The organism is Desulfuromonas carbonis, from assembly GCF_054658035.1.
The window spans coordinates 1,457,731-1,479,785 of the sequence record NZ_BAAHXR010000003.1 but is presented as its reverse complement, the minus strand read 5'-3'; the positions used below and the strand labels follow the sequence as shown (position 1 = coordinate 1,479,785).

The 22,055-nt window shown below is 62.3% G+C and carries 13 protein-coding genes; all 13 read right to left on the bottom strand.

Annotated elements, in window-relative coordinates; all coding sequences use genetic code 11:
* Nucleotides 1-3: 3 nt before the first annotated feature.
* Nucleotides 4-1,284, bottom strand: coding sequence for an OmpP1/FadL family transporter (locus ACYQ8E_RS13730; protein ID WP_082820142.1), 1,281 nt, complete (start codon nt 1,282-1,284; stop codon nt 4-6).
* A complete protein-coding gene (locus ACYQ8E_RS13725; RefSeq protein ID WP_066723760.1) occupies nt 1,271-2,131 on the bottom strand; it encodes a M48 family metalloprotease in 861 nt (286 codons plus the stop codon). Before ACYQ8E_RS13725 ends, ACYQ8E_RS13730 begins: the two co-directional genes overlap by 14 nt.
* On the bottom strand, nt 2,128-2,664 hold the full coding sequence (locus ACYQ8E_RS13720) for an SH3 domain-containing protein (protein ID WP_066723758.1): 537 nt from the start codon (nt 2,662-2,664) through the stop codon (nt 2,128-2,130). The genes ACYQ8E_RS13725 and ACYQ8E_RS13720 overlap by 4 nt, the downstream gene beginning before the upstream one ends.
* 69 nt (nt 2,665-2,733) lie before the next feature.
* On the bottom strand, nt 2,734-4,941 hold the full coding sequence (locus tag ACYQ8E_RS13715; protein WP_066723756.1) for a CHASE2 domain-containing protein: 2,208 nt from the start codon (nt 4,939-4,941) through the stop codon (nt 2,734-2,736).
* Nucleotides 4,942-4,956: 15 nt separating this feature from the next.
* Nucleotides 4,957-7,497 (bottom strand): S8 family serine peptidase, encoded by a 2,541-nt coding sequence (locus ACYQ8E_RS13710; protein ID WP_066723754.1) that lies wholly within the window; start codon nt 7,495-7,497, stop codon nt 4,957-4,959.
* 156 nt (nt 7,498-7,653) lie between these two features.
* Nucleotides 7,654-9,867 (bottom strand): hypothetical protein, encoded by a 2,214-nt coding sequence (locus ACYQ8E_RS13705; RefSeq protein WP_066723751.1) that lies wholly within the window; start codon nt 9,865-9,867, stop codon nt 7,654-7,656.
* Between the two features lie 114 nt (nt 9,868-9,981).
* Complete coding sequence (locus ACYQ8E_RS13700; protein ID WP_157471715.1) at nt 9,982-13,914, bottom strand: BACON domain-containing protein; 3,933 nt, start codon at nt 13,912-13,914, stop codon at nt 9,982-9,984.
* Between the two features lie 601 nt (nt 13,915-14,515).
* Nucleotides 14,516-17,152, bottom strand: a complete 2,637-nt coding sequence (pepN, locus tag ACYQ8E_RS13695) for an aminopeptidase N (RefSeq protein WP_066723747.1) — start codon at nt 17,150-17,152, stop codon at nt 14,516-14,518.
* A gap of 179 nt (nt 17,153-17,331) precedes the next feature.
* A complete protein-coding gene (locus ACYQ8E_RS13690) occupies nt 17,332-17,556 on the bottom strand; it encodes a GSU3473 family protein (RefSeq protein WP_157471712.1) in 225 nt (74 codons plus the stop codon).
* A gap of 94 nt (nt 17,557-17,650) precedes the next feature.
* Complete coding sequence (locus tag ACYQ8E_RS13685; protein WP_066723744.1) at nt 17,651-18,436, bottom strand: ABC transporter permease; 786 nt, start codon at nt 18,434-18,436, stop codon at nt 17,651-17,653.
* Complete coding sequence (locus ACYQ8E_RS13680; RefSeq protein WP_231875380.1) at nt 18,433-19,383, bottom strand: ABC transporter ATP-binding protein; 951 nt, start codon at nt 19,381-19,383, stop codon at nt 18,433-18,435. Before ACYQ8E_RS13680 ends, ACYQ8E_RS13685 begins: the two co-directional genes overlap by 4 nt.
* Nucleotides 19,380-20,657, bottom strand: coding sequence for a solute carrier family 23 protein (locus tag ACYQ8E_RS13675; RefSeq protein ID WP_066723742.1), 1,278 nt, complete (start codon nt 20,655-20,657; stop codon nt 19,380-19,382). Before ACYQ8E_RS13675 ends, ACYQ8E_RS13680 begins: the two co-directional genes overlap by 4 nt.
* A 9-nt stretch (nt 20,658-20,666) precedes the next feature.
* On the bottom strand, nt 20,667-22,043 hold the full coding sequence (locus ACYQ8E_RS13670; protein WP_066723740.1) for a UbiD family decarboxylase: 1,377 nt from the start codon (nt 22,041-22,043) through the stop codon (nt 20,667-20,669).
* Between the last annotated feature and the right edge of the window lie 12 nt (nt 22,044-22,055).

The window sequence follows — 22,055 nt, the reverse complement described above, 5'->3', positions numbered from 1 at the left end:
ACGCTAAAAGCTGTAAGAGGCCGAGAGATAAACGCTAAGATTGTCAACTTCGACTGTTTGGCTCCTGGTGCTATTGGCCCCCATCTGAGCATCGCCGGACCCGGTCGCGTAACCAACTCCGAGGGTCGTTGCGCTCGCCTTGGTAAAGCGCGTCATGCTTAAAGTCCCGCCATAAAGATCGACGTGCTCGGCTTGGTTGACCAGCCCGGGCTGAAAATCAGGGGTATTGCTCCGATCGGTAAAGAGTCCACCACGCAGGGCCAGCCTGTCGGTGAAATAATATTCCGCTCCCGCAGCAAGATTGAATGTTGCCTCCTTGGCTGAGGCGCCGCTGACTTCAGAGTAATAGCTGGCGTCACAGGATAACAGCAACCGCGGCGAGGGGAACCAGGCCAGGCCGACTGTCGTCACCCAGGGATAGGTCGGCTTGTTCTCAGAATTCACGATAGTGAAATCGACCAGGTTCGGATCGCTGTAACCACTGCTCGAAATCCCGCGATAGGTGGTTTGCTCACGGTAATCGGTCGAAGTGATCCAGAGCCGCGACACGGTCAGCCCGAGGGTCAGTTTATCCGTCAATTCGCCCATCAATCCGAGCTTTGGCTGCACACCCCAATCGGTACGATCCTGGTACTGATTGGTCCATTCGAATTCCTGATTCGCCAGTTCAACCAGCTGGTTGCGAATGACGGTTGCATTACGGTAATGCGCGTAAACCGTGGTACCGATTGCCCATTTGTCGCCCAGGGCAAACGCCAGACTGGGGCCGAACTGGTAGGTGTTGTCGACATCGTTGATATTGATGGTATAGCGGTCAATCTGGGTGCCGATTGTGGATACCAGATTGGAAAAGACCTGCTTCTGGTTACTTTGGCTGGCATCGGGAACCGCATAGGAAAGTCCCATTTTCACGCGGCCGAGATTGCTGACAAAGCCGAAATAGTTGGGCAGAAGGACCGAAGACTTCTGTTCATAATCGACACCGGTACCATCAGCCCGGGTCAGGGTGTTTTTGTAGACCTTGCTGGAATAGTTGTAGGCATTGACACTGGCGGAGAGGCTGTTTCCGGGGATATAGACCATGCCCGCCGGATTGTAGAAACATCCGGCCGGAGAGTCCGATACCGCCGTGTAGGCACCGGCCAAGCCGCTGGCCCGTTCGCCAATAAGGTTGTTTTTATAATGAAACTGGTCGGCAGAGACCGGGACAGCGCCGGCACAAAGGGCGAATAGCAGAACCATCCCTCCCAACCACACCTTGACGTTGGAATCAGAATCGGACATGGGCGGCAAACCTTTCTTGGAGAGTGTTGGACGATTTCTCAACCAGGTCGTTGTCGTGCAGAAATTCCTTCAATTCACTGATCCGCACGGCATTGGCCCGGTGGGTCCCGAGGACGGGAGCCGTCGTTGAATCAGCGCGCGCGGAGAGGGTGTTCAAAAATCGAATCATCGCGGTCGGATCATAGCCGGTCATCGCCGGAATCGTTACTCCCAGACGATCGGCCGTCTCCTCATCCTCCTGTTTGTAACCACGCTTGAGCAGGATATCGGTGGCGATATCGACCATCTGGGAAAACGCGACGCGCATCGGATCGGTCGTACCGCCAATCAGACTGGAAAGAAGGGCGCCGCCCTGTTCTTCACGCCCGCGAATCTTGAGTTCATGGACGATATGCTTCTCGTTGATGTGCCCTATTTCATGCCCCAGTACCGCGGCCAATTCGCTCTCGTCCGTCATCACCGCCAGCGCGCCCCGGGTGACGAAGACATAGCCTCCAGGGGCGGCAAAGGCATTGGGTTCATCCCGATCCAATATGGCAAAATGGTATTCCAGGTCTGGGCGCCCGCAGTAGAGAATCAGCCCCTGCCCGACCAGGGTGACGTAGCGGGTCATTTCCTCGTCGTCGTAAAGACCGTACTGCCCCAGCAGATGGGCTGCCACCTCGCGACCAAAGGCAATTTCCGCCCGCACGTCGTCCAGGTCCTGGAACGCCTCCTGCTGCTGGGAGACACGCAATCGGTACTCCTGATTTGCCGCTTCCGCCGGCAGGAACCACAGCAGAGGGAGCGCCAGCCCGCAAAAGATCAGGGCCCACAGGGTTCGACAATAGTTCGACCCGCCGTTCATTGCTCGACTCCTTTGAGAAACTCCAGAACCTCGGATTGGGTCACCTTAAGTTTCTCGACCTTCTCCACTTGGGACATATCCGCGGTCCAAAAACCACCGTCCAATCGTTTGCGATCCTCCGACAATCCCCGGGCGGCCGCCGCAGTGGTAAAGGAAGAGGCCCGGCGCCGGGCGCCGCTGGCCAGATCCGCCTCATCCGAAACCAGCAGCGATACTTTTCCGCCCGGAGGCTGATCGGCAACCAGCAAGCGGGAGATCCACGCTTGTTGGTCCTGGTAGCGGACCTGGTACCAGGCACCCTGTTGCTTCACCACGGGGAGTGCAGCCCCCTGCTCGACTTCGGCCACCCTGACCGCACCCAGTTGTGGTTGCCCCAGGAGTGCGGCCTTGACACTCTGAACAAAGACCTGATCTGCGGAGCTGGCCTCAACGGGAAGCAAAAGAGCCATGAACAGCACAACCAGTACAGGGATTGTCCCTGGCCAGCCCAGTGACGGGCCCCAGCACCCCCTGTCCCACCTCACCTTTTCCATTGCTCGCCTCCTTTCCACTTGCGTTGCCTGGGAATCTCCCCCACCGGCCAGAAAAATCACGGCCGCTGTTCATTTGGACTGCATGGTCCAGGCGCCGTCCCAGTCTGCTTCCGGTGCCGTCTGTTGATAACGGGCGATCCGTTCCAGAAAGATCCGGGCATGCCGATCTTCGGGGAACTCTTCTGTGATGTTCCGGAACTGGGCGGCTGCCTCCGGCCACTGCCGGGCCAGGTAGTGATTAAATCCGGCTTCGCTGCGCCGGGCAAGTTCGGCAAAACGTCCCCTTTGTGGTTCGGGATCGCTGACCAGACCGAAAACCTGATGAATCATTATCGGCCGTTTCTTCCCCTTGACCCGAACCACATCAAGAATGCGACCGGTCACCAAACCGGAAATCGCCTGCCAGGTCGTTTCTGAGACGATAATTGCCGCCCCATATTCCTTGGTCAGCCCTTCGAGGCGCGAACAGAGATTGACATTGTCACCGATGATTGTGTAGTCGAGCTTCTGTTCGGATCCGATATTACCCAGAATCACCTCACCGGTGTGCATGCCGATCCCGATAGCGAGAGGTTGCAGGCCGTTATTTTTCAGCTCGGCGTTGTAATCTTCCAACCAGCGCATCATCCCGACCGCCGCGACAACCGCCTTGAGCGGGTGATCGGGCGACTTCAGCGGCGCGCCCCAGAAGGCCATGATCGCATCGCCAATGAACTTATCCAGGGTCCCCTGCTGGCGAAAGATGATTTCAACCATCCCTTTGAAATAACCGTTAAGTATTTCGACCACCTTTTCGGCGGGCAGATTCTCCGAGAGGCTGGTAAACCCTCTGATGTCCGAAAAAAGAATAGTCAGGTTTTCACGACTGCCGACCTCGGCCTGAAGCAGGTCGGAGCGGGAGTTCTCAATCACCGTGCTCAGGACCACGGGGGAGACATACTGCCCGAGCATGCGGCGAATTTTTCGTTTTTCGCGCCCTTCCGTGGAACTCAGCCAGGCAAAAGAGCCGAGCCAGGCGCTGCCCATCGCCACGAGCGGCGCTGTCAATTCCAGGACCTGGTTGTCATGGAACAAAACCGCCGCCAGTCCCAGTAGCGACAGAATCAGGAGTGGCGGGCTGGCCATCCGCAACCAGACCCATCCGGGGATCAGGATCAACCCGGCAACCGCCAGTGCTCCGACGACCACCAGCAGCAACTGGAGTCGCGGCGCCACCGGGACCAGAAAGTCCTGCTGCAAAATATTGCCGACGATCGATCCATGCAGAAAGACTCCCGGGGCCAGGCTACCGAAAGGGAGGGGCTTCAGATCCTCGACACCAACAGCGCTGGCGCCGATAAAAACGATCTTGTCGTGAAACACCTCGGGATCGACCGGCAGGTCAGTCACTATTCCCTGCATCAGTTTCTGGATTGTGGCCAGGATTCCCCCCATGGAATAGGTCTGGAACTCCCGGTAAGGCTTGACCAGATAACGGCCATCAGCCAGCAGGGGAACTGCGACCGGCGGCGTGGTGCCGACCTGTTGGGGGTGCAACAGCATCTCCCCCTCCGGCGCAGACTCGGGTCGATAGCGATCCAGCAGAACGCTGAGGGAAAGGGCCGGAAAGAAGGCGCCACCGTATTCCCCTACCAGCCGTGCATGACGATAGACCCCATCCCGATCCGGGGCGAATTCAACCAGCCCGATAGATCTGGTCCGCTCCTGCAACTCGGGAAAAGGCAGATAGGCATTGGTATAGGGCTCCCCAGCCAGCCGGCCGCCACGCAGACCTGGCAGCGCAAAACGTCGAACGAAATCGGCCGGAAGTGGCTTGCCGATCAGGTCGTGATTGTATTCGTCCGGGGAATCATGAACAAATTGAACCGCCGAGGTGACCATTCCAGCCGCCGCAACCGATTCGACCAGGCGATGGTCCCCTGCCGATAAACGGCCGTCGCTGCTGGCGGCTTGCTCATTCTCGGTAAAGAGAATATCGAAGGCGACAACCCGCGCCCCGGCGAGGGCCAGAAAATCGAGCACATCGGCATGGACCGAACGGGGCCAGGGCCAGCGTCCCAGCAATGGATTCATCAGACGCAGGGAGGCCTCGTCGATCAGGACCATGACGATCTCGTCCGGGGGGCTGGTATCGTGTTGCATCAGGCGCAGGCGCAAGTCGAAGGTTTTCCACTCGAACTCCTCCAGCAGGCCACTGCGGCCGAGCCCCCAACCCAGCAGGGCGGCGAGAAACCCGATCAGGAGTGCCCCTGACCACCGTCGCAGACGTGCGTTCAATGATCCTCCAGCCAATCAGCGACTACCGACCTGGCGATTTGGCTCGACATATTCCACCTCAGGATAGCGGGCGAGGCGCTGCTGAATTTCTTCAAGACTCTTCCCGGGAGGAATCTCCACGAGAATCAGTGGTTTGCCGGCGACTTCCTGCCGGCTTTTTACTGCCAGACCTTCGCCTTGCAGGATGACATCGATCCGATCGCCCTCGGTGGCGCCGCTAAATCCGACCAACGCCTGTGGCAGCGCTGCCGGCGGCTCCGGCGTGAATAATTGCATTGCTGTGGCCGAGGTCGTCTGATCTGCCAGCCAGACCAGCGGCTGGAGCGCGAACCGGACCACCGCCCGCAACCAGTCATGGCGGGATATCACCGCGGCGACGGGGGGGCTCCAGCGGTAATAGGCGCTGACAAACTTTTGCCCCAGAAGGTACTGCAGCAGAACCTGGTCGCGAAAACGGCGCAGGCTGTCGATTTCAGTCGCCAGCGGCGTCCCCCAGGCGGCGGTGGCAATAAAACAACCTCCGCCGCCGGAGGAAGATTGCTCCGTCGGCAGGGTCACAGCAAGTTCGGGACTGTATACCGAGTCCCCCAGGGTCGCATGGAGCGCCTTGACCCGGTAAAGATAGGTTTCCCCCCGGCTGATGGTGGCATCGACATACCATGTCCCGTTGACCGGCAGGGTGGCAATCCGCGTGAATCCGACCTCATTATTCCGGCGGCGCTCCAGCGCATAACCTTCTTCGTGCAACGACTCGTCGTGCCAGTAGACCCGAACGCTCAACGTGGTTTCGATGGCCGCCCCCAGCCCGGTCGGTGGGTTGAGGGGCAGAAAGGTGCTGGCGACATTGCTGTATGGGGATGACGCCACCCCTGCGACCGCCTTGACCCGGTAGGCCACCTGGACCGCATCGGGGGGAGATGAATCGACAAAGGTCGTGACATTTGCCGCCACCCGCCCCACCTGGGTAAAAGCCCCACCCTCGCTGCGTTCAACGACAAAGGCGGTTTCGTTCCCCGCCAGATCGCGCCAGGAGAGATCGACGGCGCCGGGAGCGATCTGGTCGATAGTCAGATCGGCGGGAGCCGCGGGAGCAAACTGGGTGAAATCAAAAGCCAGGGCCGCGGCAACATTGAGTCGGCCGTTGCTCGCCACCTTCCCCTGCAGGTCCGGGACCTGGTCGACACTCAGCAACAGCGCGTCGCGCACCTCGGCGTAGGTCAGTTCTGGATGTAAGCTCCAAAGGAGGGCGGCCGCTCCACTGACCTGGGGCGCCGCCATGGAGGTGCCGCTCATGTAGTTGTAGCCGGCTCGACCGTCCATCCCGGTCAGGGCCTGGCGAATGGTACTGTAGATATTCAGGCCCGGCGCCCCGAGGTCGACGGTGGTTCGGCCATAATTACTGAATGCGGCAGCCAGGCGATCGAGGGGATCAGTCGCCGCCACCGAGAGGATATTGTCGAGGGGATGCCCGCCCGGATAGAAGGGATAGATGTCGTTGTTGCAATTGAAATTTCCTGCTGCGGCTACCACCAGAACACCGGCGCTGCGAGCCGCCGAAATTGCCGCTTGTTCCGCCAGCGAAGCCTCAACGAAACTGCAGTTCTGGGGGTAGGTATAGCTGGCGTTGATCACCCGTGCGCCGTTGTTGGCTGCATAATTATAAGCCGCGACCGCATTGAAGAGATCTCCGTTGCCAAAACGGTCGAGAAACTTAAGCGGCAGCAGGGAAACCCGCCAATTGATCCCTGTCACACCCGTTTGGTTATCGCCGGAGGCGCCAATGATGCCGGCAACGTGGCTGCCGTGACCGTCGACATCGTCGTCGAAAGGGAGGTTGTTTTTGCTAACGAAGTTCCAGCCATGGAGATCATCGATATAACCGTTGCCGTCGTCGTCGACGTGGTTGGTCGCCTTCTCCCGCCCCAGGTTGTCGAGACCCGACTCGCCCGGATTGACCCAGATATTACCCGCCAGGTCTGGATGATCATAATCAAGCCCCGAGTCGATAATTGCCACGATGATACTGCTATCCCCGGTGCCTGTCGCCCACGCCGCGACCGCTCCGATATCCGCGCCCGGGGTCCCGGTTACCGTCCCCTTGTTGCCGGTCAGGGTCTGACCGCTATTCTGCAGGGCCCACTGCTGGCCGAAATAGGGGTCGTTCGGCACCGCCGCCCGATGGACCAGGAAATTCGGCTCGGCAAAGAGGATACCGGCTCGCCCCTCCAGTTCAGCCAGCGCCTCCTCCACGCTCATCCCCTCGGGCAACTGGTAGCGGAGGATCGTGTTGGCAGAATTCGTCTCACTTGCCGTGGCTGCTTTGACGGATTTTTTGCTGCGCAACTCAACTCTTCCGGTTTCCTTCGCACCGGGCAACAGGGTCGGCACTGCCGCCGCCTGGACCGGTGATGCGGTAACCCCAACCAGAATTTCTCCGGGACGGTAGTTCATGGCGGACGGCAAGCTATCGCCGGAGGAGGGTTGCTGATCCGGGCCACAACCCGCCAGGAAGAGGAGCAGTATTAAAGAGAGGAGATTTCGGCTCAGGACCCGCATGGAGGACCTCTTTGTGGCAGGTTGCAGAGAAATGCCCGGGTGCTTCGCCCAGTGGGCGCACGGTCACGGCAGTTAGGGTGGTGTGGAACGAAACAGGGGAGGAGTATCCAACTCCTCCCCTGTTATGTGTTTCAACTACATGGGTACCGCTTCCGCTTATTGAACCCGGCTGAAGGCGACCGGAGTCCCGTTGTTGTCGAATTCGATGGTATTCCCATGGTTGGTCATCGTGATTGGCATGGTCACCGACGTCCCCGGTGCGGCAATGACCGTGTCGTTAAGGTCAGGAATGGTACTGTTCATGCCATTGAAGGTGATATTGGCGGTAACCGTCCCGTCGATCGACTCGGAGATCGTCTGGAAGCTATAGGTACCGCTCTCCATGCCGTCGAGATTGCTGGTTCCGGGGGGCCCGGAGCTGGCCACCAGGTAATTCCCGCCTTCGAACAGGGTCACCACCTGCATGCCGAGGGCTTCGCTGCCAAACTTCCAACTGCCGACCGCCGAATTCCAGTTGCTGGTTACCCGACCAAGGGTTTGGGTAGTGCTATCAACCGGATCGGTAATCTGAAAATGGTTGTTATCCAGGAACTGGAAATTGATCACCTGGGTTCCGGTTCCAGCCGGCCCCCAGTCCCCCGTCGTATCCTTGCTGGCCGTGAAGGTTACATCGCCCGTCGTGGCATTGACACTGTAGGTTCCGTACTCCATGCCCGGGCCACCGATGATGTTGCCGGTAATGGGGTCGGTATCCGGAATCCCATCCTCGACATGAATGTAATGGGTGGCGTCGAGGAAACTGACGGCAAACCCTTGCCCAGTCATTTGGTAACCGGCCGGCCCCCAGGTACCGAGAACCGACGGGGTGAACTGGCTGATAATCTGGCTCCCCCGGGCGCGGAACTCGCGGGCCACGACATTGGAAAAGGTCTCGGTAATGGCGTATAGATCGCCCGGGGTGTAGACGAAGTCAAATTTGCCGTCACTGTCGGTATCCTGGTAGGTATCACCGTCGGCGGCATCGTAGCGCCCGTTGTGGTTGACATCGACAATCATGTAGTCCCATAGCATGTCACCATCGCCGTCGCCATCGACCTGATTGTAAATCATGAAGTCGAAGTTGCCGTCGTTGTTGGTATCCTGATAGGTATCACCGTCGGCGGGATCGTAGCGGTTGTTACTGTTGAAATCGAAGGTCAGATAATCCCCGTACCAGAAATCCTGGTCGCCGTCGCCGTCGATCTGATAGGGTTGCTGGTTGCACTCCTCGTAAGCCGCGACAAGGGTGGCGGTCACGGTAGAGGAGTCGCCAGGCGCCGCCTTGGCAGGACCCTGGGAACTGCTGGCAAAGGCCGCTTTGATAGCGGCTGAACGGGCAGCGCCAGCGTAGGTCCAGTAAGGAGCACAATCGATATTCGTCCGAGTCGGGGTCTGGATGCCAGTGACGCTGTCGAAGGTCATTTCGAGCAGATGCCCGCTGATATGGGTGCCATCGAGGATCTGGGCATCGGCCACTGCATCAATGGCGCCGGTCAGGTCGTTTCCGGCCCCGTCCTTGATGGTGCCGCTGTCCGGCCCGCTGTTCACAACAAACAGGACCCGGTCGCCAGCCGTCGCAAAGGACCAGAAGGAAAAATTATCCGAATTGGCGGGGGTGGTCAGGTTAAGCATGTCACTGCCGAAGGCCGTATTGTTGGTAACCCCGCCAATGAGCTGATTATCGGCCCAGGCTGCCATCTGCGACCCCACTGCGCCGGCCGTGTCGAACCATTGCAGGCGGTAGTCTCCGTAACCCATCGGCTTGGTGTAATCGACCTTAGCCTTGGCGTACATACCATGACTGTAAGCCGACCCGAGGGAAAAACCGGTCAGGGTACGGCTGCTGGCCCCGGTTCCCACCGAGAGCGGCATGGGGGCGTCATTGGCATCGACGAACTGCCAGTCGCCACCGAGGAAGGTGAGGTAGACCGTATTGTTGCCTTCGACGATATCGCCGGCGGTGGAGATCATCTCCAGTTCCATGCCGTTGGCATCGTTCGCCCAGGCCGTGAACTGAAGCATACCTACCGGCACCGTGACGGTTGCCGTCGCCATACCACTGCTGTCCGGGGTGAGGGTGATGGAATCAATAAAGCTGTAGTTGTAATAGTCTCCCCACTGCACCTGGACACTGACGGTGCGGTCGTCGATCATAGCCTTCTGCACGGCCGACTCGGGAAACTGAACCTTGAAGGTGACTGTCGCCTTCTGGGCCACCGCGTCCTTGCCCGCAGGCGTCCCCTGCGAGGAATTATCACCACTACAACCCGCCAGCAGAAATGCTGCCAGCATCGCCACCGGCAACCATTTTAAAAGTCTGCGCTGGATCATTGCCTAGCCTCCTTTTTCCGAAGATCAACTGTCCCGTTGCGGTGTTGATCGGATCCATTTTGATTCCGCCGACCTGCCCCCTTACCGGATGGAAAGGGGGCAGGTTTCGACAGTCTAGCGAACAATCACATCCACTGAAGCGGGGGGCGGATTGATCAGCACCCTGTTGGAATAACCACGGGCATAGTTTACGTTGGTCGCATCGTTGGAACGAGTCTGAATTTCCCAACTCAGGCTCTCAAGGCCGGAAAGCCCGGCGTTCCCATAGACTGACTGGATCAGGGAGGCCGACAGAGTGACGCTGCTTGTCCCCGGGGGAACGGCACCGTAGAAAAGTTCTCCGTTGTGCCCCGAGTAGGCATTGGTATCGTAAAGGACCACGTTGTAGCGGTCAAAGGTACCGACAGGCTCGGTCCAATTGAGCGTGAGGCTACCGTCAGTGTTCCAGGCGTAGGTCATACTGCTGGCAGCGACCACCGGCAGAACGAGTTGTCCTGGGTACGTGTAGCTGGTATTGAGCAGTGCTCCACCATTAAGCTGCGTCTCAAAGGTGTAATCTCCGGCAGCGAGGGTGTACCCGGAAAGGTTGAAGGACCAGCCGGAGAAACCGCCCGGGCTGGCCGGTCCGAAGCTGCCGTTGGTTGCGTTCCAAGTGGCATTCAGGAAACTGGCTTTCCAGAAGGTTGGGGTGACGGGGAAGGCGGTGCCAAGGGTGTCGTACATGCTGCTACCCCAGAAATCCCACTCATCCATTAATTGGCCGTTATCCTTGAGGTCGACCCACCCCTGGAAGCGATTGAGGGTGGGATCTTCGAAGGAACGGAACTGGACGTAACGGTTGGTGATGGCGACGGTCAGCGGGTTGATCGTGACGTTGAGGGTGCGGGTTATGGTATCGCCGCAGGCCCCACCGGTGACCGTGAGAGTTATCAGGTAATCGCCGGGCTGCTGAGCCGTGAAATATCCGTAGGAACCGTCCTGCTGATAAGGAACGAAGGTTGGAGTTTCCGGTCCCGCGATGGTCCAGGAGTAGGTGGCCGACCCGGAGTTGTCGTACGCATAGGCATACAGATCGACAGGGGCGCCCACGGTCTGGATGGTCGGCCAGGCTTCGGCGCTATAGAGAATCAGCCCGGTGGCCTGGGGAACCTGGATGGTGGTCGTGGAACTCCTGGGAGGATTGCCGTCGTCAGTTACGGTGACCGTGACGGTCGATCCGGTCAGGGCGACAGTCGGGACCCAAGCGCCGAGGGAGGGGTCGTAAGTCGGTGCACCAGCACTGAAGCTGTAGCTCAGGTTGTCCCCGTCGGGATCGTAGGCATTGACGAAGAGAGCCGGTTGCCCGCCACAGGTCTGGGGCGCCTGCCCATAGGCATTCCAGATGACCGGCGGCGAATTGACGTCAGGATTCACCGTCAGGGTATCGGTGACGGTCGTTTCGTTCCCCAGGATGTCGGCGACCACCACCTGGACGCTGTAGGTGCCGTCGGTCGTGGGGGTCCAATTGAAGACGTCCAGGTTAGAGGTCGTGACCGTCGTCCCGGCACCGTCCTTCACGGTCCAGGCGTAGGTCAGCGGATAGTCACCCTCGTAGTCCCAGGCAGAAACCCAGAGCTGGATGTTCTGATTCGCCTTGCCCGGGTTGGGGGTAAGCCAGGTCCATGCCTCCGGGGCGTTGTTGACCATCACCAGGTCGGCGAGCACCAGGTTGGTGCCGTCGTCGGTCTTCTCGGGTCCGGAGACGATACCGTCAACCACGGCATCCACCGAGTTCTTCCAGGTATCCACGTTTACCAGTTTGTTGCAGGGAGACTTGGAGGTGAAATAACCGCTGGCGTCGGTGTAGACCCAGTTGTAGAAGGTGTAGTCGTTGGTATAGAGGTCGACCCAGGTCCAGCCCGGCGCCGTCGAGGTCGAACCGTCGCCGTTCTCCTGCAGGATCGTCCCGCTGATCGAGCAGGTGTTGCTGTCGACGATGACGACGTTGCCGACGTCGTTGCAGGCGGTGGTCGAGACGGTCGCCGGAATCTGGCTGGTAAAGTCGGTGGTCGTCGCCGGCCAGCTCGAATAGTCGTAGGCGGTGAAAACGAAGTCCGCCACCGTCCGGCCGTTCCCCAGGGTCAGGTCGATAGAGAAGTTGCCGTCGGTCCCGGCGTAGGTGCTGGAGTAGGTGTTAGCGCCGCTGGCGTAGCCATCGGCTTGGATGTAGGCGCCCTGGACGGGATTCCCCTGGCCGTCGACCACTGTGCCGCTGATACAGACGACCTCCGGCTGGGCGAAGAGGAGGGGGTAATCGAGATTCCACCAAGTGTACCACTCGTTGGTGACGATCTCGAAATAGTATTCGACGGTGCCGCAGGAGAGGTTCCCCAGGTCGGATCCGGTCGAGACGGTAGCCGCAGCGACGGTCTCATAGAGGCCGGAACTGAAATTGTAGGTCTTGAGGGTCCCCTCGCCAATGTAGACCCACTTGCCACTGCTGCTGTTGTAGGAATAGATCGGCATCTGTACCCCGTTGACCGGGTCGCCGTCACGGTCGGCGTATTTCTTCACCGCGTTGCAGCCGTCGAGCGGGATGTACTTGTAGATCACCGTCGAGTCGCCGGCGGCCTTTGAAGCGCCGGTCGCCACCGTCGGGCTGAGCGGCTCACCGTTGTTGGGGGTGACGTCCGACTGGAAGAAGGAGACCGACTCCAGCTGGTACTCAGTGCTGTCGGCCTTGCCGGCACCAGCAGTGCCGCCGCCGACGCCAACGAATTCACCGGGGAACATCTGCCGCTCGGAGGGAATACTGGGGTCGAAAGCCGCCAGTTGCGCGGTTACCGCCGTGGCACCGGGCGCCCAACTCGATGGGATGCTGATGTCAAGTTCGGGAGCCGCGCCGGCCGCAGCGGCGGCGTGGAGCCCGGCGCTGCCGGCGAAGGGAAGAAGTGCCCCGGAAGCACGCCGGGTCAGGCCAAAACGGAAACCCGGGCCGGTGCCGCCACCGGCTTTGAAGACACCGTTTTCCGCCTTGGCCACCTGCACCGTAGCCTCGGCCACGTTGCCGGAGACCACATACTTGGTCTGACCGTCCGCCTTGACCTTGACGGTCTTGTTCAGGCTGGTAAAGCCGTCCTTTTTGATGGTCACAGTGATGGTGTCACCGGCCTGGGCAACCACCTCGGCTGAGTAACCACCTTGTGCACTGGTTTTGGTAATGGTGGTTCGATTGCTACCGTCGGCTTGAATCACGGTAATGGTAACCTTGGCATCGGCCAGAATCGCTGGAGCCGCCGCCGCAACCGCTTTGCCGGCCGAAGCCGAGGCGACCAGGCTGGAGAGCTGCCCGACACCGGCGGTGCCGCCGATAAAGATGTTCTTGGCCGCGGATGCCGCCGCACTGACCGTCAGGTTGACCGGGATGCTCACACCGGTCACAGCAACGCCAGGCGTAATAGTAATGGTACCGGTGTAGCTACCCGCTGCAAGGCTCATGGAGGTGACCTTGATAACCGGCAGGTTGGCCTGGCCGTTGGCAGCCAGTGTGCCACTGGTCTGATTCATGGTCAGCCAGGGCTGGTCACTGGCCGCGGTCCAGGGGACCGACAGGTTGCTGGCGTTGGCCAGGGTCACGGTCTGGTCGGCGGGATTGCTGCCGGCGGTCACGGTGAGATTGAGGGCCGCAGGATTGAGGGTCAACGCCTGGCCAATGGTCAACTGGGCGTTGATGGTCTTGGAGGCCAGCCCGGTGGCGGCCACTGTGATCTTGGCCGTCTGGGTGCCGGCGAGCAGCCCGGTGATAGCCGTGGAGACGGTAATTGACTGTGACGTTCCGCCATCCAGAGAACCGCTCGCCGGAGTCACGGTCAACCAGGGCGCGTCATCGGTCACCGACCAATTGAGAGTGGTTCCGGCTGGTCCGGAATTGGTCACGATGAAGGTCTGGTCCGCCGGGTTGGCTCCCCCTTCGGCGGGAGCCGTGAAGGTCAGGCTTGTCGTCCCGACTCCCAATGCCGCAACCGGTCCGGGGTTACTGCCACCACCGCCGCCGCATGCCGGCAACAAAAATGCCAATCCGAGTAAAACTACGCCCAGGAGCCACAACGCCCCTCGCTTCTCCGCCTTCCTCATCGCTTTCCTCCCTGGTTAGATAGAGTCCCTCTACCCAAACTGCCAAAACTAGCCCGTACTGCTACCGGATTTCCCAAAAATCAAGGGGGAATGAATCGAGCCAGTAAAATCAATGGACCAACAACACCATTAGAGACTTTACATAATTGCCATTCCATGATAGCACCACGGCCCCCATTGTCACTCACCCAGATGGGTGATTTTTCAATGGGGGTCGAAAATAGTTGGGATGCGTTTCGCTAAAGCCCAGCCAGGAGACCGGATATTTCAGGGGTATAGACCACTTGTCGGTATTCGAAGTGTCACAGCGCTGGCCCGAATCAGGAGATTGAGCACTGCCGAGAGAGAGGACTGGCAAACCAGCATCTTGAAGCTAACACAACGTCTGGCTAAGTCAAGAGCGAAATTCCACGGAAACTTAAATGACGTTACAAAACATTTTTTCAACTAAATTGGTAATTTATAGCTTGGATAAATTTCGCTCGATCAAGTGAGCCGAGCATGGAGAAACGTTGTTTTGCCCCCCTTACGTGGACTATCCCAGGGTCTTGCTCACCACCTCCCGGACGTCCCGGGACAGTTGCGGCGCGGCGAGAATCTGTTGCAGCGCTTCCTGCATCAGCTGCTGCCGGTTGGGGTCGAAGCGGCGCCAGCGGCCGAAAGCGCCGGCCAGGCGGGCGGCGACCTGGGGGTTGCGCGGATCGAGTTCAAGGATGCGCTCGGCGACAAAGCGGTAGCCGCTGCCGTCGGCGACATGGAAGCGCACCGGGTTGCCGTGGGCGAAAGCGCCGATCAGGGCGCGCACCTTGTTGGGGTTCTTCATGGTAAAGGCAGAATGACCGAGGAGGCGCTCGACCTCGGACAGGGTGCCGGGGAGGCTGGAGGTCGCCTGCAGCGTCAGCCACTTGTCGACCACCAGCGGGTCGTCCTGCCAGCGCTGGTAGAAGTCATCGAGAGCCGCTACCCGCTCGGGAATATCGACGTTGGCGAGGACCGCCAGCCCGGCCATGGCGTCGGTCATATTGTCGGCCTGGCGATAGTGGCGCTCGGCCAGCGCCAGGCTGCGCGGATGGCCGCTGGCGGCGAGGTAGGCGAGGCTGAGGTTGCGCAGGCTGCGCCGCCCGACTGCCGCCGGTTCCGGCCGGTAGGGTCCCGGTACCTGGTGGGTCATGTAGACGGTCTGCAACTCCTTCTGCAGACCGCTGCCGAGGGTGTGCCGCACGAATTCGCGGGCGGCGTGGATGGCAATCGGGTCGGCCACTTCCATCTGTTCGGCGAGGTAGCTTTCCGCCGGCAGCAGCAGCGCCTGGGCCAGCAGCGCCGGATCGGCCGCACTGTCGGTGAGGGCGGCACGGAAAGCGGCGCGGAAATGCTCCGGCAGCGCCAGCTCGCGGCCGGCCTGGACCGCAGCGACCAGGTCCAGCAAGAGTTTGACGGCGAGCTGCTGCCCCGCCTCCCAGCGGTTGAAAGAGTCGCTGTCGTGGGCAAAGAGAAAGGCGAGCTCGGTATCGTCGAGATTGATGTCGAGCCGCACCGGCGCCGAGAAGCTACGCAGCAAGGAGGGGACCGGCGCGGCCGGAAGATCGAGGAAACGAAAGCTCTGCTCCGCCGCGCGCAGCTCCAACACCCGGGTCGTGCCGGCGGCCCGAGCCTCCCCCTCCAGCCGCAGCGGCAGGTCGGCGCCGTCGGGACCGAGCAGGCCGACTGCCAGCGGGATATGGAAAGGCTCCTTGACCGGCTGCCCTGGGGTCGGCGGGCAGCTCTGGCGCAGGGTCAGGGTGTAGGAGCGCGCCGCGGCATCGTAGGACCCCGTCGCCGCCACCACCGGGGTGCCGGCCTGGCTGTACCAGCGGCGGAACTGGTCGAGATCGATGCCGCCGCCGTCGGCCATGGCGGCGACGAAGTCGTCGACAGTCACCGCCGCGCCGTCGTGGCGCTCGAAGTAGAGATCGAGCCCGCGCCGGAAGCCGGCGGCGCCGAGCAGGGTGTGCTGCATGCGGATCACCTCGGCCCCCTTGTTGTAGACGGTCATGGTGTAGAAGTTGTTGATCTCTTCGTAGCTGTCGGGGCGCACCGGGTGGGCCATGGGACCGGCATCCTCGGGAAACTGGGCATTGCGCAGCAGGCGCACGTCCTGGATGCGCTTCACCGCGGCGCTGGTCATGGCGGCGGAGAACTCCTGGTCGCGAAAGACGGTCAGCCCTTCCTTGAGGGAGAGCTGGAACCAGTCGCGGCAGGTGACGCGGTTGCCGGTCCAGTTGTGGAAATACTCGTGGCCGATCACCCCCTCGATCCCCTGGTAGTCGAGGTCGGTGGCACTCTCCGGCAGGGCGAGGACATACTTGGAGTTGAAGACGTTGAGCCCCTTGTTCTCCATCGCCCCCATGTTGAAGTCGTCGACGGCCACCACCATGTAGATGTCGAGGTCGTACTCGAGACCGAAGGTTTCCTCGTCCCAGGCCATCGCCCGCTGCAGGCTCGCCACGGCATGGGCGCACTTGGCGCGGTTGCGCTCCTCGACGTAGAAGCGCAGCGCCACCTTACGTCCGGAAGCCGTGACGAACTGATCCTCGATGCAGACCAACTGGCCGGCGACCAGGGCGAAGAGGTAGGAGGGCTTGGGAAAGGGGTCCTCCCAGGTGACGAAGTGGCGCCCCTCTGGCAGCTCCCCCTGCGCCACCGGGTTGCCGTTGCTGAGCAGCACCGGGTAGCGTTTGCGGTCGCCGGCGACGGTGGTGGTGAATTTCGCCATCACGTCGGGGCGGTCGGGGTAGTAGGTGATACGCCGGAACCCCTCCGGCTCGCACTGGGTGCAGAAGTTGCCGCTGGAGACGTAGAGCCCCTCCAGCGCCGTGTTGGCGGCCGGCGCGATGGCGGTGGTGACCGTCAGTTCGAAGGCCGCGGGGACCTCGGCGATGGCCAGCTGCTCGGCATCGACGCGGATCTGCCTCTCCGCCAGCGGCGCGCCGTCAAGGGCCAGCTCGACCAGCTCCAGCTCCTGGCCGTAAAGAACCAGTGCCGGCGTACCGGTCACGGCCGGGTTGCGGCGCAGCTGCAGGCGGGAACGAACGATGGTGCGCTCGGGGTCGAGGTCGAAGCGGAGGTCGACCGCGTCGACCAGGAAGGGGGGCGGGGTATAGTCATGGCGAAAGATGGTGGTGGGGGTGGTCATGGCAAAGCTCCAGTCAAAAAAGGGCGATGGATGAGGGAAGAAAGATAGCGGATGGATCGGTTGCTGTAAAGGGAGGATAGGTCAAGGAGCAGCATGTCAAACCAGACCCTAGGGGCTCTACAGACACCTTTTCACCTTCGAAAGTGAATATGGGGGAATGGTGCAGGCGGGAATACGAACTACAGAATCGGTCCCGGGTCGTCGCCCTTCTTGTCCTCGGCCTGTTTGCGGCGGTCGGTGCCGGGAGCAGAGCCTTTCTGGCGGCGCACCGGGTCGGTGCGGACATCGACCCAGCCGCTGAAGCGCTTGAACTTGATGATGCGCCGCTCGGCGATGAGGATCGCGAGCTCCTCGGGGTTGACCGTATCCTGGTGGTGCCTGTCGTACATGACGCGGATCTTCACGGTGCTGGGGCTCCTTCGCAGACGGTTGCGGTGCTGGTTAAAGGCTTATCATGCTGCCGCGAAGATGCAAGTTACTCTCTTTACAGGAAAAGGGCTAACGGATCAGGCGCCGCCGCATCAGGCGCAGGGCGAGCGGCACCCCGACCCCGGCGAAGAGGAGGAGATAGGCGAGGCCCCCCCAGAGGTGCGGGTCATAAAAACCGAAGGTCGCCGCCCGCGCCAGGGTGACGAGATGGGTCAGCGGCAGCGCCAGCGCCAGCAGCCGCGCCCATTCCGGGAGGTTGCCGACCGGGAAGAAGGTACCGGAGAAGAGAAACATCGGCGTGATGAAGAGAAAGACCGGCAGGTTGAAGGTCTCGATGTTCGGTACCAGGGCGGTGAAGAGCATGCCGGCGGCGGCGAAGACCACGCCGCCGAGGAGGGCCAGCGGCAGGACCAGCAACGCCGCGGGGAAGGCGACCAGGCCGAAGGGGGCGATTACCGCCAGCATCAGCGTCGTCGCCAGCAGCGACTTGGTCGCCGCCCAGGCGAGTTCGCCGAGAATCACCTCTTCGAGAACCAGGGGCGTGGCGAGCATACCGTCGAAGGTCTTCTGGTAATACATGCGGACAAAGGAAGCGTAGGTCGTCTCGAAGAAGGCGTTCTGCATCACTGTCACCGCCAGCAGGCCGGGGGCGATGAAGGTGAGGTAATCGACGCTGCCGCCCCGAAACGGGACCGCGCCGACCATGACGCCGAGGCCGACGCCGAAGGCGGCGAGATAGAGGAGCGGTTCGAGCAGCGGCGGCACGAAGCTGATCTTCCAGGTCTTGCGGTAGACGCTGAAGTTGCGCTGCCAGACGCGCAGGAAGCGGCGGGTGATGACGGGTGGCCGGCTCATTCGCGCAACTCCCTGCCGGTCAGGCGCAAAAAGACATCTTCCAGGGTCGCCGGGCGCAAGGTGCAGGCGCCGTCGCGGCAGTGCTCGCGCACCAGCTGCAGAAAGAGATCGTCGTCCTGCTGGTTATAGACAATCAGGCGCTGGCCGAGGTCGTCGAAGTCGGCAGCCTTCTCCTGCAGCAGCTGCCGCAGTTCCGCCCCCGGTGCCACCATCTCGATCACCTCGCGACCGACATGGCGCCGGATCAACCCGAGCGGCGTCCCCTCCTCGATGATACGGCCGTGATCGACGATCATCAGCCGGTCGCAGAGCCGCGTGGCCTCTTCCAGGTAATGGCTGGTCAGCAGGATCGTCAAACCCTGGCGCTTGAGCTCTTCGAGCCGCTCCCAGACCTGGTGGCGGGCCTGGGGGTCGAGGCCGGTGGTCGGCTCGTCGAGGATCAGCAGCTCCGGCTCGTTGAGGAGCGCCCGCGCCAGGGTCAGACGCCGGCGCATGCCGCCGGAGAGTTCACCGATCGCGGCCTTCGCCCGGCCGTCGAGGGCGAAAAATTTGAGCAGCTCCGCGCTGCGCTGCAGCGCCCGGCTGGCGGGGATATCGAAGTAGCGGGCGAAGACGAGGAGGTTCTGACGGACATCGAGGTCGGGGTCGAGGGTATCTTCCTGGGAACAGATGCCGATGCGCGCCTTGATCTCACGCAGGTGCTCGGCCAGCGGCAGTCCGAAGATTTTCAGCTCGCCGCCGCTGACCGGGCTGTAGCCGTAGAGCATGCGGATGGTGCTGGTCTTGCCGGCGCCGTTGGGGCCGAGTAGGCCGAAACACTCGCCGCGCTGAATCGCGAAGGAGATACCATCGACGGCGGTGAAGGCGCCAAACTCCTTGCGCAGCCCCGCCGCCACCACCACCGGCTCCCCGCCGCCGGGAATCATCGCCGCACCCGGGCCGCTCATCGCCCCCGCCCCAGCCTGAAATCGAGCAGCATCGCCAGCAGGGTCCCGACCACGAAGCCGTTCCCCAGCACCGGCCGCAAGAGCGGCGGGAAACCGGCCACCACCGGCGACGGCAAAAAGGCGACCAGGGTGCCGAGCAGCAGCGGCAGCGCCACCACCAGGCCATCTTCGAAGCGCAGCGGACCGTCTCCCGCCGTCAGCGCCAGCAGCCCGGCGCTGACCTGGGAAGAGAGGATGAAGAGGAGGATGGCGCCGACCACCACCGGCGGCACCGCACCGAGAAGGGCGAGGGCCTGGGGCGAAAGGGAGAGGAGGAGCAGGCCGGCAGCGGCAGGGAGAAGGACGTAGCGGGAGGCGCAGCCAGTGGCGGCGATGACGCCGGGGCTGAGGGAAAAGTTGACCGGACCGAGGACGCCGAGGGCGCCGGCGAGGAGATTGCCGAAGCCGGTAACGAGGACGCCGCGACGGATCCGCCCCGGCATCCCCGCCGGCTGCAACAGCCCGGCCATCGCCTGGATCGAGCCGAGATCGTTGACCGCCAGCGCCAGAAAACAACAGAGAAAGGCGAGTAGCACGCCAAAGTCGAAGGCAAAGCCGGGGAGCGCCCAGGCCTGCAACGGCTGCCCGAGCAGGGGCAGTTCGCCGAGCGCCAGGGACTGGGGATAGAGCAGGAGCCAGACCAGGCTGCCGGCGAGCACCCCCCAGACGATCAGGGTCACCTTCCAAATCCCCCGCAGGCGGAACTGGCCGACAAAGAGGAGCAGGACGAGGAGGGCGGCGAAGCTGAGTCCGGCGAGGGGGCCGGCGGAGCCGCCGGGATGAACGAGGAGGTTGCCGATGGTCGGCAGCAGGGTGAAGGCGATCAGCAGCAGGACCACCGCCACCACCCGCGGCGTGAAGAGGCGGATCAGGTGGCGCAACAGGCCGCTCAGCGCCAGCAGAGTCAGGACCAGGCCGCCGGCAAAGAGGGAACCGTAGATCACCCCGAGCGAGGATGCGCGGCTGGCGACCACGCCGATGAGGAGGACCGCGGCCGGGCCGGCGACCAGCGGCAGGCGATGCCCCCAGAGAACCTGCACCGCCATGGTCAGTCCGGCGACCAGCGCCAGCTTCTGCAGGTAAAGGATCTGGGCGCCGGCGGCGGCGAAATGGAGCGGGGCGACCACGCCGCCGATGATGACAATCGACGGCACCGCGATCGCCAGCCATTGCAGGCCGAAGAGCAGAAGGTCGCGCCCGGAGGGAATCTCATCGAGTTGATAACGAAACTGCACCGGCTCTCCTCAATCGGGGGTGGAAAAACCGAACTCGCGCCAGCGTTCGGCGATGCGCGCCGCGGTGCCGGGCTCGGCGCCGACCACCGGCGCCGTCCTGCTGTCACTGGCATCGATATTGAGCAGGCCGTCCCGGGACCAGATCCCTTCCTCGGGATCAACCCGGTTCAGCGCCTGCCAGTAACAGGTCGCCGGCTGCTGGACGTCGACCCCCTGGTCGAACAGGACCAGCAGCCGGGCACGGGCCAGCAGCGGATGCCGGCGCAGCCGTTCGAGCAGGGCACGCCCCCCCTTCGCCGGCACCCGGGCCGCCACCAGCGCGGCGCCGTGGAAGATCGTCTCAATGGGGAGGTTCCAGTCGACCACTTCCGGGCAATCGAGCTGCAACAGCGGCAGCAGCAGGCGCTCGCCGACCTTGGCGAGCCAGCAGTCCTCCATCGGCGGCGGCCCGACGACGGTGCAGGGATAGAGGGGCTGGCGGCGCCGGCTGACCTGCGCGACCCGCAGCAATGGCGCCGGCGCGGCCGGAACATACTGGCCGGTATGGTTGCCAAAGGGACCTTCGAGGCGGAGTTCGCCGGGATGCACCACCCCTTCGATGACATATTCCGCGAGGGAAGGAACTGCCAGGCCGGGATCGAACGCGGGCACCAGATCCAGCGGCCGTCCCTGCAACCAGCCGGCGAAGCTGGTCTCCGCCACCGTCGCCGGCAGCGGCAGGCCGGCGGCAAGGAGGAGCGCCGGCGGTCCGCCGAGGGCGACCGCTACCGGCATCGCCTCCCCCCGCTCCTGCCAGGCCGCCAGGTGGCGGCGGGCGTCGGCGTGCGGCCCGAGGTGCAGGCCGAGGGTGTCGTCATCAAAGAGCTGCAGCCGGTAGATGCCGCAGTTGGCGGCACCACCTTCAGGATGGCGGGTAAAGACCAGCGGCAGCGTCAGATAGCGACCGCCGTCACCGGGCCAGGAGTGCAGGGCGGGAAGAGCCTTGAGCAGGTCCGCCCCTCCCTGCACCTCGCGGCAGGGTCCGGTCGCGGCCAGTCGCGGTTGCCAGGCCGGCGCGGCAAAGCAGCGTTCCATTCGCTGCGCGCCGCTGCCGGGGCCGGCGCCGGCGAGGGCCGCGCCGAGTTTGGCCCCCAGTTCATCGAGAGCGGGGACGCCCAGGGCGAGGGTAAGGCGCCCCGCTGACCCGAAGAGGTTGGCGAGCACCGGCACCGCGAAGCCGGTCGGGTTCTCGAAACAGAGCGCCGGGCCGCCGCCCGGCTCTTTGCAAATGCGGTCGATGATCGCCGCGATCTCGAGGCGGGGGTCGACGGCGGCATCGATCCGGTGCAGTTCGCCGCGGACCGTCAACCGTTCCAGCAGCTGGCGCAGGTCGCCGGGCGCGCTCATTGGTCAGCCTCG